Source organism: Streptomyces sp. NPDC058459 (assembly GCF_042721685.1).
GTDB lineage: Bacteria > Actinomycetota > Actinomycetes > Streptomycetales > Streptomycetaceae > Streptomyces.
Genome location: NZ_JBHXLV010000040.1, coordinates 11195 through 27946 on the forward strand (window position 1 = coordinate 11195; position 16752 = coordinate 27946).

Annotated in this window: 14 protein-coding genes and 1 pseudogene; 4 read left to right on the forward strand and 11 right to left on the reverse strand. The window is 70.3% G+C overall.

Translation table 11 applies throughout. From position 1 onward, the window contains the following. Positions 1-18: 18 nt before the first annotated feature. Positions 19-519, forward strand: coding sequence for an AAA family ATPase (locus tag ACFWN1_RS10885; RefSeq protein WP_384359810.1), 501 nt, complete (start codon positions 19-21; stop codon positions 517-519). Here the strand turns inward: ACFWN1_RS10885 and ACFWN1_RS10890 are convergent. From ACFWN1_RS10890 to ACFWN1_RS10905, 4 genes are read right to left on the reverse strand one after another with little or no spacing between them, the layout of a single operon-like run. Beyond that, the gene (locus ACFWN1_RS10890; RefSeq protein ID WP_384359812.1) at positions 477-1373 is read right to left on the reverse strand and encodes a glycosyltransferase family 2 protein; all 897 of its coding nucleotides are present in this window, start codon (positions 1371-1373) and stop codon (positions 477-479) included. The two genes, ACFWN1_RS10885 and ACFWN1_RS10890, sit on opposite strands and share 43 nt — an antisense overlap. Then, on the reverse strand, positions 1370-2605 hold the full coding sequence (locus tag ACFWN1_RS10895; RefSeq protein WP_384359813.1) for a glycosyltransferase: 1236 nt from the start codon (positions 2603-2605) through the stop codon (positions 1370-1372). Before ACFWN1_RS10895 ends, ACFWN1_RS10890 begins: the two co-directional genes overlap by 4 nt. Continuing rightward, the gene (locus tag ACFWN1_RS10900) at positions 2602-3306 is read right to left on the reverse strand and encodes a hypothetical protein (protein WP_384359815.1); all 705 of its coding nucleotides are present in this window, start codon (positions 3304-3306) and stop codon (positions 2602-2604) included. The genes ACFWN1_RS10895 and ACFWN1_RS10900 overlap by 4 nt, the downstream gene beginning before the upstream one ends. Next, the gene (locus ACFWN1_RS10905) at positions 3303-4457 is read right to left on the reverse strand and encodes a glycosyltransferase family 1 protein (protein ID WP_384359817.1); all 1155 of its coding nucleotides are present in this window, start codon (positions 4455-4457) and stop codon (positions 3303-3305) included. The genes ACFWN1_RS10900 and ACFWN1_RS10905 overlap by 4 nt, the downstream gene beginning before the upstream one ends. A 142-nt stretch (positions 4458-4599) precedes the next feature. On the opposite strand from ACFWN1_RS10905, the gene ACFWN1_RS10910 reads away from it, so the two are divergent. Next, the gene (locus ACFWN1_RS10910; protein ID WP_384359819.1) at positions 4600-5571 is read left to right on the forward strand and encodes a multiprotein-bridging factor 1 family protein; all 972 of its coding nucleotides are present in this window, start codon (positions 4600-4602) and stop codon (positions 5569-5571) included. Positions 5572-5576: 5 nt separating this feature from the next. Beyond that, a complete protein-coding gene (locus ACFWN1_RS10915; protein WP_384359821.1) occupies positions 5577-6137 on the forward strand; it encodes a peptide deformylase in 561 nt (186 codons plus the stop codon). A gap of 35 nt (positions 6138-6172) precedes the next feature. On the opposite strand, the gene ACFWN1_RS10920 is transcribed toward ACFWN1_RS10915, so the two are convergent. The 5 genes from ACFWN1_RS10920 to ACFWN1_RS10940 form a co-directional block, all read right to left on the reverse strand. Further along, complete coding sequence (locus ACFWN1_RS10920; protein WP_384359823.1) at positions 6173-7885, reverse strand: mobilization protein; 1713 nt, start codon at positions 7883-7885, stop codon at positions 6173-6175. After that, the gene (locus ACFWN1_RS10925) at positions 7882-8289 is read right to left on the reverse strand and encodes a MobC family plasmid mobilization relaxosome protein (RefSeq protein ID WP_384359825.1); all 408 of its coding nucleotides are present in this window, start codon (positions 8287-8289) and stop codon (positions 7882-7884) included. The genes ACFWN1_RS10920 and ACFWN1_RS10925 overlap by 4 nt, the downstream gene beginning before the upstream one ends. Positions 8290-8708: 419 nt before the next feature. Beyond that, positions 8709-9446, reverse strand: coding sequence for a DUF2637 domain-containing protein (locus tag ACFWN1_RS10930; RefSeq protein ID WP_384359827.1), 738 nt, complete (start codon positions 9444-9446; stop codon positions 8709-8711). Between the two features lie 280 nt (positions 9447-9726). Beyond that, positions 9727-11268: a DnaB-like helicase N-terminal domain-containing protein gene (locus ACFWN1_RS10935; protein WP_384359829.1), complete on the reverse strand. Its 1542-nt coding sequence runs from the start codon at positions 11266-11268 to the stop codon at positions 9727-9729. A 553-nt stretch (positions 11269-11821) separates the two neighbouring features. After that, entirely contained in the window at positions 11822-13255 is a 1434-nt protein-coding gene (locus tag ACFWN1_RS10940; protein WP_384359831.1) for a recombinase family protein, read from the reverse strand. 29 nt (positions 13256-13284) lie between these two features. On the opposite strand from ACFWN1_RS10940, the pseudogene ACFWN1_RS10945 reads away from it, so the two are divergent. After that, positions 13285-13965 (forward strand): annotated as a pseudogene (locus ACFWN1_RS10945) (LLM class flavin-dependent oxidoreductase); the annotation flags it as partial. 13 nt (positions 13966-13978) lie between these two features. On the opposite strand, the gene ACFWN1_RS10950 reads toward ACFWN1_RS10945, so the two are convergent. Both ACFWN1_RS10950 and ACFWN1_RS10955 read right to left on the reverse strand, forming a co-directional pair. After that, a complete protein-coding gene (locus tag ACFWN1_RS10950; RefSeq protein WP_384359833.1) occupies positions 13979-14536 on the reverse strand; it encodes an RNA 2'-phosphotransferase in 558 nt (185 codons plus the stop codon). 285 nt (positions 14537-14821) lie between these two features. Next, the gene (locus ACFWN1_RS10955) at positions 14822-16573 is read right to left on the reverse strand and encodes an SDR family oxidoreductase (RefSeq protein ID WP_384359835.1); all 1752 of its coding nucleotides are present in this window, start codon (positions 16571-16573) and stop codon (positions 14822-14824) included. Between the last annotated feature and the right edge of the window lie 179 nt (positions 16574-16752).

A 16752-nucleotide genomic window follows, 5' to 3' on the forward strand; every position in this document is an offset into this window, starting at 1 on the left:
TGTTGGAGGGAGTTGGCGGTGGCCGAGGACACTCCGGTGGTGTTCCTGCTGGTGGGGCTCACCGGCTCGGGGAAGACCACTTATGCCCAGCGGCAGTTGGAGCCGGAGGGTGCAGTACGGCTGTCGGTGGACGAGGTCGTCTATGAGCGGCACGGTCGGTACGGCGTCGACTACCCGGAGAACACCTACTTCGAGAAGGAGGCCCCGGTCGTCTCCGAGCTGCACGAGCGGCTCGCCGAGCTGGTCGCCGAGGGCCGGGACGTGGTGTGGGACCACGGGCTGTGGCCGCGTAAGGACCGCGACGCGATGAAGGAGCTGGTGGAGGCGGCCGGCGGCCGGTGGCGGCTTCTGTACTTCCCGGTGGAGCGCGAGGAGCTTCTGCGCAGGCTGGCGGAGCGCAATGAGCGAGAAGACGCCAACGCGCTGGTCGTGACCCCGGAGGCGCTGGATGACTTCTTTGCTCGCTTCGAGAAGCCTCAGGACGAGGGCGAAGAGATCGTGGAGCCGGGCTGGCTCTGAGCCGTGTGCGGGCGCCAGATGGCTGTGATCTTGGCGGCTTCGGCGGCCCAGCCGCTCGGCAGTCGATCAAGCGTGACGTGACGGAAGGCCAGACGCAGGTCGGCGACATCGATCCGGCCGTTGTGGCGGTCGATGTGCTGCAACAGGCGCGACGCCTCGCTGCGGACGGCCGGGGTGTGCTCGGCCCAATCACCGGACGTGAACCGGTCGACCCGTAGGCGGAGGTCGTCCAGAACGCCCGAGCGCCACTTGAAGTGGTGGACGCATGCGAGCGTGTCCGGGTCGGGCTTGTGGCCCGGTGCCCGATGGTTGCCGGATGCCACGGCTACGGAGGAGTGGGCAAGGACGATCTTGCGGGGATCGCCCTTCAGCAGCCGGTGGGTGAGGTGCCCGCCGAGCGGGAAGGACCGGTCCAGTCCGATTTCCGGCCGCCACAGTGCCAGGCGGCCGTCGCTCGTGGCGCGGTCGAGCATCAGCCCACCGATCGCCTTGTGCTTGGCGGCCTCGGCCCAGGCGATCATCTCGTTGAGCGGGGCGGGGTAGGTCTGGAACTCGTCGGAGTCGGCGATCAGGTGCCAGCCGGGGCCTGCCTGCTCGCGCAGGAAGTCGCGGAGCTGGGTGTTGGTGTGCTCGTGCCAGGGTCCGGTGCTGATCCGGGCAGGGACGATGCCGAGGTCGTGGCTAGCCGCGATGAGCTGGTGCCGCCAGGCGTCGTGGATGTGGTCGGGGAAGTGGAAGGCGAGGTGGAACCGCTCGACGCCGAGCCGGCGGTAGTGGGCGGTCCAGGCGGCCAGCAGGGCCGGTTCGACCGGGCCGACCACCGCGACCAGGGCGGGAGAGACGGGTGTCTTCATCGGGATTCCTTGGTCAGGCGGGCGTAGGTGTCGGTGAGGAAAGCGGCTTGGTCGGCCGCCGAGCTCATGTCCAGAGCCCCGCGCGCTAACGGGCCTGGGCGGGCGGGAGCATCTGCCGTGAGCTGGTCCAGCGCCTTGGCGAGGGCGTCCGGATCACCGGCCGGGAAGAGCCGGGTCCACGGTTCCCCGGCGAGGCGGGCGGTCAGCTCGGCGTCGTGCGCGGAAACGATCAGCGGTACGCCGAGGCAGACGGCATCCATGACCAGCCCGGATTCCTTGCCCACGCCGGACTTTCGGGCGACGAGGGCCGCGTCGGCAGCGGCGTACACCAGCCGCAGGATCTGGTCGCCGACCGGGCCGGGCACGGTGTGCAGGTGCACGTTGGGGAGCTGGTGCCAGCGTGTGAGGACGGCGTCGTCCAGTGGTGTGCCGCACACCAGGACGTGAAGCGGGGCGGTGAGGCGGGCGAGGGCCGTATCGACGGTAGGGATGTCCTTGTACGGCCACCAGCCGCCGACCACGCACACCGCCTTCGCGTCGGCGGGAATCGTGAAGGCGCTACGAGCTCCGTCGCGTTCAGCGTCGGTAAGCGGGCGTCCGTCATCAACCGCGAACGCCCTTACCTCGCCTGGAAGGTGAGGGAAGCCCGGTCCGACCTGGTCACGGACGGCGGCGGTCGGGTACAGCGCGATCACCCGCTTCTCGCCTTTGCGGGCGAGCCGGCCCACCCACCGGACGGGACGATCTTCGGTGGTGACCGCCTCGTGGACGAACCGCAGATGCGGGGTCCCGCCGAGCAGAGCAACGGCACCGTGCAGGGCCTCGCTCGCGCTGAGGATCACCACGGACGAGGCTCGCGGGGCGAGGCGGCGTGCGGTGCGAAGGCAGGCGGCCTCGGTCAGGCATCGGGCGAGAAGGGTGACCTGGTGCGGGGACCTGCGGACCGTCTGCGGCCAGCTCCGGGAGGCGAAAACCCGCTGACCGGCGACAGCGACGCGGGCAGCCACCCGCGCGACGGACAGAAGGATCCTCGCTGCCGCTCCGACCGGACCGGCAGCGACTCGGGCTCCCGATCGAACCAGCGGGGCAAGGTCTTCGCTCAGGCCGCCGGGGGCGATGACGAGGCTGCCCGGCCGTTCGGCGGCGAGCGCCGCCAGCGTGCGCTGGTGGTGTCCGCCGCCCCGGTGTGCGTACGGCTCGATCAGCACCAGCGGCCCGGGGACGGTGTTCATCCGGTGACCGCCCGCTCGCCGTACAGCGTGGTGAAGTGCTGGTGCAGCCACGGCGGGTCGTTGAGAGCCTCGAAGCGCTGAGTGTCTCGGGCAGCAGCCTTGGCGAAGCCGAGTCCGTCACGGGCTCCGGCCGCCGCATAGGCGGCGAATTCGCCGTCGCGGCTGGCCGTCCAGGCGGCGATGCGTTCCTGAGCGGAGGCGTCGGTCATGCCGTACTCGCTGCCGCGCGCGAGCATCGCACACTCTCGGAAGCCCGCCTTCCACGCGTGGAAGGGGCTCTGGTTGAACCGCGTGACCCCGGCGGTCCGGCGGCAGAACTCGACGCGTCCGGGCAGTGCGGCTAGCACGTCGACGGCTTGGCCCATCTCCCTGAGCGCCGAGCGGCGGATCAGCTTGAGGCCGCCGTAGCCGTAGGTCAGGCCGTTGACCGGGTTGACCGCCTGCCAGACCCGCATCGCCACACCGTCGGCCAGAGGCTGGACTGCTGCGGTGGGGAACTCGGGGTCGATGGCGAAGTCACCATCGGCGAGGAAGAACTGTTCGGTGTCTACCAGTTCGGCGGTGAGTCGGTAGGCGCGTCGCATCCCGCGGACTCCGTGCAGGCGCTTGACACTGCCGCCCAGCACCCGGGCGAGGCGGGTGTGCAGGGAGCCGGCCAGCGGCTCGTCGTACGAGAGCTGCACTGCCTCGAAGCCGGTCACTTGATCGCCTCCAGATAACGGGCTGCCACCACGGCAGGCGTGAGGTCGGTGGTGGAGGCATGCGCGCGTTTGGCGTGCACCAGGTAGAACTCGGCGTCCGTGGCGAGGCGCTCAGCGATCCGGACGGCCTGCTCGTCGGTGTCGAACAGCAGCTCGTGGTCGATGTGCTCGGCCAGCCAGCCGGTGCGCGGGCCGATCACCGGCAGGCCCATCGCCTGGCAGTCGATCACCGACATGGACCAGGGGCAGCCCGGACGGAAGGGGGCGATGCCGAAGTGGGTCCCGGCCAGCAGGTTGCGGTAGCGGATGCGGTCGCCACGGTCGGAGGCGATGGTGACGCCGTCCGTGGTCGCCAGCTCCTCCAGGTGCCGTTCGGGGCTGGGGTCGATCCGGATTCGCTCAGGACTGCGGGTACCGAACAGGTCCATCACGGTGAGCCGCACCGGGGCATCGGCGACGAGACGCCGGGCGAGCCGGGTGAAGCGGGCGGTGCCGTAGTGCCTGTACAGGCGGTGGTTGTAAATGCCCGAGGCCCTGCCTGCGGGCGGGGTGATGTCGGCCGGGTCGCGTACCAGCCGTACGTCCCTGGGGGCGGGTACGACGTACAGCTTGTCGCCGAGTTCGACGCCGGTACGGGCGGCGGCCGCGGCGGTCCAGGAGGCTGCAGTGGAGGAGTGGACGAGGACGCGATCGCACGCACCGAGGCCGGCGGCGAAGGCCAGCAGCACGCTGCGGCCCAGGCCCCGGTCGTTCATCGCGGGGTCCAATTCCAGGACGCCGGTGTCGGTGAAGGAGAACGGCAGGTAGTGGCAGTAGCCGGCGATCAGCGCGTCCACCCCTGCTTCCAGGAGCGCGGCCCGGATCGCGGGTGCGGCCTCGATCTGGTTGGCCACCACGACCTCGGGCCGCCGGTCGCGGATCAGGGCGACCAGGGCGTCCATGCCGGGATCGAAGCGGGCCCGGTACTTGGTGGACGGCGAAGCGGTGAGCGCGAAGTGCACGCGGGCGTCGCCGACCGGGACGGGCGAGGCCACCGTCACCTCTGCCCCGGCGTCGGTCAGGGCCGGGGCGAGCATGTCGGCGAAGGTGTAGCCGGAATCAGCGGACAGCTGACTGGCGTTGGAGACGTTGAGCAGATACAGCACGCGCATCGCTGAGACCCTCCTCGTTGGGGCCCGGGGTCGACCTGGGCCGGTAGAGGAAGGAAACTGGCGGACGGGGCCGTGACAGAATGGTGAATCGAGATCACTCACGGTTCATTCATCTCATCCGATGGCCGGGGCGGGGGCTTTGATGGATGCGCGGGACGATGCCTTGACGGTTGAGCAGGCCGCCGAGTCGTTCGCGGCTGAGGTCGCCTACTGGCGCGAGGTGCGGGGGCTGGCCAAGCGGGAGTTGGCCAGAAGGATGGGCTTCGACCCTTCCTACGTAAGCCACGTCGAGTTGGGCCGGCACAAGCCGACCGAGGACTTCGCCCGTCGTGCGGAGGAGGCACTGAACGCGGGCAAGGCCATCTGGAAGCGCTGGCTGGAGTACGAGACGGCCAGGGCTCCTGTGGCGCCGACGGCGGTCGCACCCGCCCCTCGCCGGTCCGAGCAGCCGTATGCGACCGGGTCGGCGATCGTAGTGGAGCACGATGCGGCCCGCCTCGACTACGACGGGCGCCTGTACCGGCTCACGATGCGTCGGTTGTTGCGGAACACCGGCAGTGAGCCCATCACCCGCTATCTGATCCGCATCAGCGTCGACCGTAACCCGGGCGAGCCGGAACAGTCCAACGCCCACTATCGCGAGCATCCGCTGACCTGGGACGAGCTCTCGCTGACCGCGACCTGTCGAGGGGAGGCGATGCGCTGGCAGGCCAAGCACGACCGCGACGCCTTCAAGGAGGTGTGGCTGCTGTTCGAGAACGAGCAGGGCCGCTTCCCTCTCTACCCGGGTGAGTCGGTGTGGATCGAATACGCCTACTCGGTGGGCGAGGAGAAGTGGGGCCGCTGGTTCCAGCGCGCCGTCCGCCTGCCTACCGAGCATCTGGTGGTTGAACTCGCCTTTCCTGTTGAACTCGACCCCGTTGTGTGGGGCACCGAGACGTCAATGACCGCCGAAGCGGCTCCGCTGCGAACGGCACCGGTCCAGCGCGAGGAGGGAGGGGTGCGCGTCTTCGCCTGGAGCACTTCCGCACCCGCGCTCCACGCCCGATACCGTTTGGAGTGGCGGTTCCGGGCCAGTCCCGAACATGAAGCGGATAACGGGGAGTTCAGGTGATCCAGGTGCGACCCAGTGAACAGATGCGGGACCTCGGCGTCGTGCAGCGCGGGGCCCCCGTTCTTGCTGAGCGGGCGCGCGTCTTCGACCTGCCGACTGAGCGCGAGGCAGCCGAGCAGGCCATCGAGCGGCTGTTCTCCTCCATGGAGCGGATCGGGCAAGTCCACCCCTTCGCCAAGGGCATGGGCATCGCGGCGCCCCAGATCGGCATCGGCCGTGCCGTCGCCGTCGTCCAACCGAACGCCGCCGGGGCTCCGGCGATCGTCCTGCTGAATCCCCGAATCACCGACCGTTCCAGCGAAGAAGACGAGCAGTACGAGGGCTGCCTGTCGTTCTTCGACGTTCGCGGCATGGTCCCTCGGCCGCTGTGGATCACCGTGGAGACAACCACGTTGGAGGGCCGTCTGGTGACCACCACCTACGAACGAGGGCTCGCCCGGCTGGTCCACCACGAGATCGACCACCTCGACGGTCTGCTCTACACCGCACAGATGCGGACGGGCGTCGTTCCCATCCCTGTGGAGGAGTACCGCCAGACCGGGCGGGCGTGGGACTACGAGCAGTAGCAGCCGAGGCGGGCCAGACCCGCCCCTTCCAGCTGTCAGCGCCGCTGGCGGCGTTGATCGGTGAGGGGCGCGAATGCATTGGTGGGCCCGGGTGCTTGGGGCTGGTGTGTGCTGTGCGTGGACACCTGCGTCGAGCGGAGGCGGGCGGCTTCGGCTCGGAGGTTGGGGGCGGGGTCGCGGCTGGTGTGCTGGATGCGGGTGATCAGGACGCGGGCGGGCTGGCGGGCGCTCGTGAGTTCGCGCTGGGCGGCGGCTTCCTTGAGGAGCTGGTGGGGTTTGTGGCCGCCTGCTTCGGCGTCGGCGAGGACGGTGGCGAGGGCTGGCCAGGCGGGGTCGGTGAGGATGCGGTCGGCGTGGTCGGGGACGGCGGCCCGGACGTCGTGGGCCAGGGTTCGGCGGGCCTGGTCGCTCGGCTGACGAGCGGCGAGGTTGTCAATGACCGGGACGAGGGCGTGGTCGGCGGCGGTGTGCAGGTGGTGCAGGGCCTGACGGGCGGCTTCAGCCTGGTGGGCGTGGTTCTTCGCCTCGTGCCAGCGGGCGGCGGCGATCGTGGCCCAGACGAAGGCGGCGAGCAGGGCGGCGAAGGCGCTGCCGTCGGGGCCGGTGGCGGTGTGGGCGATGTCGCGGGTCGCGCGGCGCAGGGTGTGGGCGGCTTGGTGCTCGGCTCGGATCTGGGAGCGCTGGGCGCGGGCGAATGTCCTTGCTGCGGTTCGCAGTTCGGCTCGGGAGTGGTCAGGAGCCTTCTGTGCGGTGGACTCGATGAGTTCACCGAGCGCCGCGATGTGGGCCTGGGCGCGGATGTCGTGGGCCATGTCCGAGTTGAGGGTGTCGAGGGCGTCGGTGGCCTGGTGCCAGGGGGTGGTGGGGCGCTGTCGGCATGCGGTGGGGTGTTCTTCGGGTGCGGTGGTTTCGAGGCGGGCCTTGAGCTTGGGGAGGGTGAGGTCGGGGGCGATCGTTCCGCCGGGGTGGAAGATCTGTTTCCCGTCCTTGTTGAGGTCGCCGGGGCGGCCGGCGGCGTAGCCGAGGAGGTCTCCGGAGGGGGCGCGGCGGGGTTTGATCGCGATGCCGTCGGCTTCGAGGTAGGCGAGGAGTTCCTCGGCGTTGCCGGCGTGGGGGATGGCGGCGCGGATGCGGTCTTGGAGCCAGTCGCGGCTGGTCTGGTCCCAGCCGAGGCGTTGGGCCTTGTGCATCTCTGCCTGGGTGGGGCGCTTTCCGGTGGTGCGGTCGCCCTTCTTGAGTTGGCGCAGGTCGTAGTCGGTCTCGATCTGGCGGCAGGCGTCGCCGACGCGGATGCCGCTGCCGTGGAGTTTGGGGCGTCGGCCGTCTTCGCGGACGGTGGTGGCGAGGATGTGGATGTGGTCGTCCGCATGGCGCACGGCGATCCAGCGGCAGCCGAGGTCGTCGCCGGGCGGGGCGATGCCTGCGGCTTCGATGATGCGCTGGGCGATGTCGGCCCACTCGGTATCGGAGAGGTGCCGGTCCTCGGGGGCTGCGCGGACGGGGCAGTGCCAGACGTGGTCGGTGATCTTCTGACCGAACTCGCTGTTCCGGAGATGCACCGGCTCGTCCAGGTGGTGGGCGAGCTGGGTGAGGGTGGCGTCCGGGTTCCGGCCGGGGTCGGGCATACCGAGCATCGCGAAGCCCGTAACGATGTGCGGATCGAGGTGCTCGTCGTGGCGGCCGGGGCCGTAGAGGTAGGCGAGCAGACCACGGGTGTTGGACCCGGCCGGTTTGATGGCGGCTATCACGCGGCCTGCTCCTTCTCCGCCTCGGCGGGTTCGCACAGGGCCTGGGCGATCAGGTCCAGCAGGTGGTGCAGCTCGTCGAGACGGCCACGTACGTCGGGCGGGGTGAGGTCGCTGTTGAGGGCGCGGGCGATCTGGTTGACGTTGACACCGATCCGGTTGAGCTCGCGCAGTACCTGGGCGCGGAACATGTGAGTGCGGCGGCGGTCCTCGGACAGCGGCAGGTTCGCGGTGAACCGGCCGGTGATGAATGCGAGGGCGATGTCCGCGGTGAAGCCGGATTCCCCTTTGTAGCCGTGCTCGGCTGCTGCCTCCTGGAGCGCGGCGTGCTCGTCGCCGGTGAAGCGCAGCGGGCCGACACGGACGGTCCGCTTGGTGCCGGTGAAGCGGCGGATCGTCGGCTGCACGCTCTGGGATGCTCGTTCGCCGGCCGTCGGTTCGGTGGCGGGTGCGGGGCTAAGGATCTGCTGCTGGACGGCGTGGAGCTCGTCCTGGTCAGAGCCGCCCTCGGCTCCGACCTCCCGGTCCGGCGCCCCCTGGCGCTGGGCCGACTCCGCCACCCCCGGGGCGGAGATCCCCGAAGACCGGCCTTGAGTCGGACTCGGGGTACTACTGGCTCCGCCCGGGGCAGCCCGTCCGAACGCCTGCCGCAAACGGTCCAAGATCCTGGACGACTTCGCCGGCGACGGACGCGCGCCGGGGGTGCCGTTGGTGAGGCTGTCGTGCATCACGATCGGTTTCTCCGTGAGGGGGGTGAGGAGCTAGCCGGGGCGTGGGCTGCGGGCCTTTGGGACGGGCTTGGGGTTCCGGTCGGCCACGAGGATCGTTAGCTGCTGGTCGGGATGGATCCGGCCTCGGTGTCGAACTCGGGCCGAAGGGTGTTCATCACTTCGGTCAGTCGTTTGCCGCTGACCGAAAGGCCCTTGTCCCGTATGGCCTGCTGGACGATCGCCCGTGTGAGGCTCTTCTTCTCGGCGACGGCGATGCGGCCTATCTCAACCAGTTCGTCGAGAGTGGCGCCGGGCGGTCGACCACCGCGTGCCTTGCTCTGCGGAACTGTTCGTTGGGGTTCCGGTCGCTGAACGGAACTACCGGCCACCGGATCAGGGACCCGATCGGAAACAGGAGCCGGACGGTCGGCGGGCTCGGCGACGAGCTGGTGGAGCTGCCGCATCAGGACGCCGAAGGCGAGGAGGGCGGCGCTTGGCGGAACCGCGGCGACGACGTAGTCGAGCCAGTGCGCAGTGCGGGAAGCGTCGGCTCCGCTCACGCCCGCCACGTTGAGCGCGATGGAACCGACCGACCCGATGGTGGTGATGGCGATGGCCCATCGGTCGGTCACCTGGCGCAGACCCGCACGGAGCATGAGCAGCTCGCCCGCGATGATGAAGGCGTCCAGGGTGGCAGGCCACGTCCATCGTCGCGCGGGGAAGCCGCCGAGCCCATGCTGCCCTGCGACCTCGGCGAGGTGCGCGTACGAGAGCCAGAAGGCGCCGATGGTAAGGGCGACGATGACCCCTCCGGCCGCCGCGAGCGCGTAGCGCTCGGTGCGCTGCTTGGTCATGCCCGCGCTCCTGTCGCAGTGGCGACAAGCGCTGGGGTGGTGTCGGCCGGGGATGCGGTGACGAGCAAGGGGTTTCTCCACGGGCTGTGAGGGCGGGGGCGTCTACGCTGCCCCCTCTCCAAGGAGGGGGCAGCGCGTACGCGCCCAGGGTGTGAATGCGCCGTTCGATGGCGCGTAAGCGTCTGATCTGCGGGTTCCCGAGATTCGTACGCGGCGGAGGCGGTGCGTACACGCCCTCGGCGGGTCGGGGCGCGTACGGCACGGCGTACGGGTCCGCCGGTCAGGAAACGGCGGTCATGTGGCGGGTGACGGCCTTCCAGCGGGTTGCTTGGCCGCCCCCGGTGCCGCCGCCGGCACCGGTCTCCTGGGCGGCGAGCCCGCTCTTGGTGAGGTTCTCCAGGCGACGTCGCGCCCTGGCGATGTCCGCCGCGACGGGCTTGTCCTCGCCGGTGATCTGCGTGGCGAGCTGGCGGGCGGTGAGGCCGTTGGAGCCCGCCTGCCGCAGGAGGGTCAGCGGGGCGAGGCTCGTGTCGACGCGCGACGTACCACGGGGATGGTCGTGGATGACCGGTAGCGGGCCGATCTCGTCGTTGATGGTCTTGAGGTGATGGAGGTGGACCACCGGGTCCCCGGCCGCGCCGCTGAGGAACAGAACGCTTCCCGCGCCCGCGGTGAACCAGGCTGAACCGTAGACCTGGTCAAGGACAGGGCGCTGGGTGCGCGAGGCGTCGGGGCCCTGCTTGCGCTGGTGGTGCAGTTCGAGAAGCTCGACGCCGTCGCGCAGGAGCTGCTGGCGGGCGTTGTTGTACGCGAGGCCGGCCTCGTCGTCGGTGAGCTTGCCGACCACGTCCTTGAGGCTGTCGATCACCACGGTGTCCGCCCCGTGCTCGGCGGCCAGCTCGGCGAGGAGCTGAGGCTCGGTGTTGAGCGAGGCGGGCAGTGGTCCCGACCAGAAGACCAGGCGCCGACCCAGGATGTCCCGGTCGGCCTGGTGCACGACCCGGGTGAAGGCGCGGGCGAGCTGGCTGGGCCGGTCCGCTGCGATGTAGAGGACCTTCTCCCCCTCGCGTACGGGCATGTCCAGGACCTGGGCGAGCAGGCCGAGGCGGGCGAGGACGATCTGCTGGGCGACCGTCGACTTCCCGACGCCGGGAGGCCCGACGATCATCAGGCTTTCACCTGATGCCCAGGCCGCTTTTCCCGGCGTCCCCCACACGGGTTCGGTGGTGGTGGGGGTGTCGGTGACGAAGGACCAGCCGTCGACGGCGTACCACTGAAGTCGCCCGCCCGAGCTGTGGCGGGCTCGGTCGGCGGCCTCGCTCAGCGATGCCGCCAGCAGGCTTCGTACCTCCGCCGGGTCGGCTCCCGGCGCGGTGGCGCCTTGGAGCACGCGCAGCGCCGTGGACTGCAGGGCGCGCAGGTCGGCGTGGCTGCGGATGATGTCCGCGTAGTACGTGGCACTTGAACCCACGGTCGCCGAGGCTGCAAGGGAATGCAGGTATGGGGAGCCGCCCACGCGCGTGAGGTCGCCGGTGGTCTTCAGCTGGTGGGACAGGGCGATCGCGTCGGTCGGCGCTTCCCGCCTGCGCAGCTCCAGCAAGGCGTGCCAGATCGTGGTGTGCGCGGGCCGGAAGAAGTCGCCCGGTTCCAGCGCCTGCCGGACCTCGTCGATGGCCGCGCTGTGGAACATGCAGGCCCCGAGCACGGCGGCCTCGGCGTCGGTGTCGTGGGGCTGGGGGGCCGTGACGCCGATCGCGTCCTGCGGGCCGGTGCGGGAGTGAGCGGATGGTGCTTGCCACTGCGGGGTCGTACCCTGGGGCACTGAGCTTCCTTGTCTCGGGCCGATACGGACTGGCAGGTCCCGGCACCGTGTAGATCGTTTTGGGCGGTCGTCTTGGGAGTAGCAGCGGCCTTGGTGCTCCAACACCGGGGCCGCTTTTCTGCGTGGCTGCTCAGGCAGCCTTCTCGTATCGCGACGCGGTCATCAGGTCGACCAGCCGTGCCGCGCTGTGAGGGCTGATCGTCGTGGTGAAGCCGGCGCAGACACGCCGCAGGGCCTGGGCTCGGGCTTCCTCGTGTCGTGCGGTTCGGGTCGTGGTGGCGGTTGTCGGTGCTGGGGTCGCCTGGGGCGGCGGGCGCACGGGCAGCTCCTTGCGGCCGGTGCGGGGATGGCAGTCCCCGCACCGCATGAGGTCGTCGGGCGGTCGCTTGCATCGCGCTGCGTCCAGGTGCTCCAACACCTGGGGCCGCGCGTGCCGCGCTCATGACCGACTGGCAGGTCGTCCGAACGCGACGCCCTCAGTTTCCGGAGAATCGCCGGTTGAGTGAACCGGCGATCTCGTGGATAATACGCCCCGCCCGAGCTGGCCCGGCCCTCAGAGCTGGTTCTGTTCGATGTCGATGCGGTCCCAGTCGAAGACTCCGCTCGGCTTGCCGGACGCGTCGATGACCACGCCGGAGAAGAGGAAGCGGAGCACCGCGTTGCGCCGCTCGTCCGTCATCTCGTCGGCCTCCCAGGTCGCCCTGGCCCTCGGACCCGTAAGTCCGTCGAGCAGCTTCACCGGACGTACGACCATCCGCTTCTGGGCCTTGGCGATCCGGTCGGTGATGCCCTTGCGCATCACCCGGTACTCCGCCGTGGAGATCTCCTTGGCGGTCCACATCTGGTTGAGTTCGGCGAGCTGCCGCTGGTCCGCATCCACCGCCTCGGTCAGGGCGTTCGTGGGTGTGGCGGAGGCGAGCCGGCCGGAGACGGTGAGGCGGCCGAGCAGGTCGATCGCGGCCTCGGTGACGAACTCCTCCAGCTTCACGGCGGCGATGCGGCGGACGCACTTCTTCTCGTCGTTACGGCTCTTGCGCGTGCACAGGTACGAGGGCACCGCCCCGACCTTGGTGCCGGACATGAGGGTGCCGCAGCGCTTGCACATGACCAGGCCGCGCAGCAGGTAGAAGCGGCGTAGTTCCAGGTTGGTCTGGTGGATCGCGGACCGGTACTCGCGGCGAGCGCGGACCTCGGCCCAGGTGCCGGCGTCGATGATGGCGGGCCACTTTCCAGCACCGACCTCTTCTCCCTGGTGCATGCGGATGCCGGCGACGTGGCGGGAGTCGAGCAGCGCCCGGACGGTGCCCTGGGTCCACTCCTTGCCGTACACGGTCTTGATGCCGCGCTTGTGGAGGACCAGGGCGATGCCGACCGGGCTCTGGCCCTTGAGGTAGCGGTCGAAGACCTCGCGGACGATCTCGGCCTCGTCCTCCCTGACGGTCATGCCGTCGGGCTCGTACCCGAACCGCCGCTTGCCCGAGTGCGGCATGCCGGTCTCGGCGCGCTCCGCGAGTGCGGACTTCAGGCGGCGGGAGGTGTCGTCGGAGGAGCGGCAGGCGTGGGCGACCTCGATGCGGAGGATGAAGCGGTCGTCGGGGTCGGAGAGGTTCCGGCGGTTCGCCTCGCCGTGCAGCACGATCTCCTGCTCGTCGGAGACCTGGAGCAGTTCCTCCAGGTCGCGCGGCTGCCGCATGAGCCGGTCGGGGTGGTACGCGATGATGTGCCGGAACTCGCGACGCCGGGCGTGTTCGAGGAGCTGGTCCCAGCCGGGTCGCTTGCGGTCGCGGCGCCAGGCGGAGCGGCTGTTGTCGACGAAGACGTGGGCGGGGTCGATGGCCAGGCCACGGCGTTCGGCGATCTCCCGGCAGATACGTTCCTGCCGGTCGACGCCGGTCTGGTCGTCATCGTCGGCCTGGGATATTCGGCAGTACAGGGCGGCCGGTTCACCTGGGGTGATGGCTGGCTCTCGGTGCTTGGGGCGGGGCATGGCACCGATGGTATGAGCAAGGCTTGGGCTCGCCGAACTTCCGGCACCCGGTGACCCTGGCCAAGGAGCTGATCTCCCTGGACGACATCTCCGGCGGCCGGGTCACCCTGGGCATCGGGGCGGGCGGCTCCGGGTTCGACGCGACGGTGCTCGGGCAGGAGGCGTGGTCGCCGGGTGAGCGTGCCGACCGGTTCGGGGAGTTCGTGTCGCTGCTCGACCAGTTGCTGACCGAGGACGCGGTGTCCTACGAAGGCGACCACTACTCGGCGAACGAGGCCCGAAACATCCCGGGCTGCGTGCAGCGGCCCAGGCTGCCGTTCGCGGTGGCGGCGACTGGTCCGCGCGGGCTGCGGCTGGCCGCGCGGTACGGGCAGGCGTGGGTGACCACGGGCGACCCGAAGCTGTTCGAGACGGGTACGCCCGAGCAGTCGGTGCTGGCGGTGGAGCGGCAGCTCGGGCGGCTCACCGAGTGTTGCGCGGAGATCGGCCGGGACGTGACCGGCCTGGACAAGATCATGCTGACCGGGTTCACTCCGGACCGGAACCGGCCGCTGGAGTCCGTCGGCGCGTTCGTGGACTTCGCCGGCCGGTACGCCGCCCTGGGCATCACCGAACTGGTGGTCCACTGGCCGATCCCCGACTCGGTCTTCGCGGCCGACCAGGCCGTCTTCGAGGAGATCGCCACCGAGGCCGTCGCCCAGCTCGGCTGAGCGGCCGGCGGCCTCAGCGCGGCTCGGAGAACCGCAGGTAGCGCGGCGGGACGGCCGCGGTCAGCCAGACACCGTTCGCGCTGACGTGGAAGACATGGCCGTCGCGGTACATGGCGCCCGCGTCCACGGCGAGGACGACGGGCCGGCCGCGGCGGGCGCCCGCCCTGGTAGCGGTCTCCCGGTCGGCCGAGAGATGGACGTCGTGGCGGTCCATGGGCCGCAGGCCCTCGGCGCGGATCGCGTCCAGGCTGCGGGCGACGGTGCCGTGGTACAGGAACGGCGGCGGGGTCGCCGGGGGCAGACCGAGCGCCACTTCGACGCTGTGGCCCTGACTGGCGCGGATTCGGCCGCCCTCGACGGCGAAGCGCTGCTTGTCGTTGACGGCCACCACATGGTCCAGATCGGCGCGCGTGACCGGGAAGCCGTGGGCCGCTGCGGCGGCGAGCAGCGTGTCGATCTCCACCCAGCCCGCCGGGTCGAGGGTGAGTCCTATGCGCTCGGGCTGGTGGTGCAGGTGCTTCGAGAGGTACCTCGACAACTCCGGCACCTTCATGGTGCGTCTGTCGTCCATCAGTTCCGATGTACCCATTTCTTCCGTTTCTCTCATATGATGCTTTTGGTATCTTCCTCTCGTCGAGCCGCTCCGCGTTTTCCGCCCGCTTACCGTCCCTCACCAGGCTCCCGGAGAGACGCGGATCACGCACATGATTCAAGCGGGTAGGTTTGGTCCACAGCCAACGCCCGTTATCCACAGCCTTTTTGGCGATCCTGTGGACAACCGGTGCCCGTTTCAAGCAGGTTGATCAACTTCCAGGCGCTTCACGGCAAATGGGGCGCCCTCGACCGACCCCCCGGCTCACAACTTCGGCTCCACCCGCGCCACTCCGCGCAGCGCCCCCGGCAGAAAACGCGCCAGCAGATACACCCCCCGCGCCTCCGGAGTCACCGGCACCACCGCCCGGTTCTCCGCCACCGCGTCCAGAATCGCCCTGGCGACCTTCTCCGGGGGGTAGTTGCGCTTCCCGTAAAGCAGGGACGCCCGCTCCTGACGCCGCCGCGCCTCGGCCTCGTCCACCCCCGTGAAGCGCGCCGTCGACGTGATGCCGGTGTTGACGATCCCCGGGCAGATGGCTGTGACTCCGATGTCCACGGAAGCCAGTTCGGCGCGCAGGCACTCCGACAGCATCAGCACCGCCGCCTTCGATGTGCTGTACGCCGGAAGCGCCCGCGAGGGCTGGAAGGCCGCCGCGGAAGCGATGTTGACGATGTGGCCGCCCTGCCCACGCTCCGCCATGCGGCCCCCGAAGAGCCGGCAACCGTGGATCACTCCCCACAGGTTGACGTCCAGCACCTTGCGCCAGTCGTCCGGGGTCGTGGTGAAGAAGGAGCCGGACATGCCGATGCCCGCGTTGTTGACCAGCACGTCCACCACGCCGTACTCGCGGTGCACGCGCTCGGCGAGTTTCTCCATGGCCTGTTCGTCGGAGACGTCCACCGTCTCCGGCCAGGCACCCGACGCGCCCGCCGCCAGCGCCAGTTCGGCGGTACGGGCGGCCGTCCCGGCGTCCCGGTCGACCGCCACCACACGTGCCCCCGCCTCCGCGAGAGCCAGTGCCGTCGCGCGCCCGATGCCGCTGCCCGCACCCGTGACCAGCGCCAACTGGCCGCCGAAACGGTCGGCATGGCGACCGCCGCCCCTCGATGGCTCACCCTGCTCCACGGAAGTCACGAACTCAGCGATCCAGCGCGCCAGTTGATCGGGCCGGGTGCGTGGTACCCAGTGCTTGGCCGGGAGCGTGCGCCGGGTGAGGCTCGGCGCCCACCGGTCCAGGTCGTCGTAGAGCCGCTCGGAGAGGAACGCGTCGTCCTGCGGGGTGATGAGCTGCACCGGCACGTGCGCGACGGCGTCCGGGCGGGGGTGGCGCAGCCGGGGGCGGACGTTGTCCCGGTACAGCCAGGCACCGTGGGCCGCGTCCGAGGGCAGGGACGCCGTCGGGTAGTCGCCGGCCGGGACCTTCTCGGTCCGCTCCAGCAGCTTCGGCCACCGCTTGCCGAGCGGTCCGCGCCAGGCCAGTTCCGGCAGCACCGGCGTGTGCAGCAGGTACACGTACCAGGACTTGGCTCCCTGGCCCAGGAGCTGACCGACCCGGCGCGGGGTCGGGCGCTTCACGCGGGCCTCGATCCAGTGGCCGAAGTGGTCCAGCGACGGGCCCGAGATCGAGGTGAACGAGGCGATGCGGCCCCGGGTCCGCGCGACCGTGGCGAACTCCCAGGACTGCACCGAGCCCCAGTCGTGCCCGACCAGGTGCACCGGCCGGTCCGGGCTCACCGCGTCGATCACCGCGAGGAAGTCGTCCGTCAGCCTGGCCAGGGTGAAACCGCCGCGCAGCGGCTTCGGCGCGGTCGAGCGGCCGTGGCCCCGCACGTCGTAGAGGACCACGTGGAAGCCGTCCGCCAGGCGGGCCGCCACCTCGGACCAGACCTCCTTGCTGTCCGGGTAACCGTGCACCAGCACCACGGTGGGGTGCTCCGGATCGCCCAGTTCGGCCACGCACAGCTCGATCCCGCCAGTGCGCACCCGCCGCTCACGCGCGTCCCTCAGCGTCACTTGTCCTCCGCCCGCGTCCGCCCGACTCCGTCCAGCGAATGTGGCAGTTGTTAGAGGAGGCGTCAATAGCGGGGATCCCCCAGGGGACGACCCCTTCGCCGGGCGTGTCCCTGCCCCTGGGGTCATGACCCCTTAGGGTCCCGTACTACCCGAGACGGACCCCGATACGGCTCTGTGGT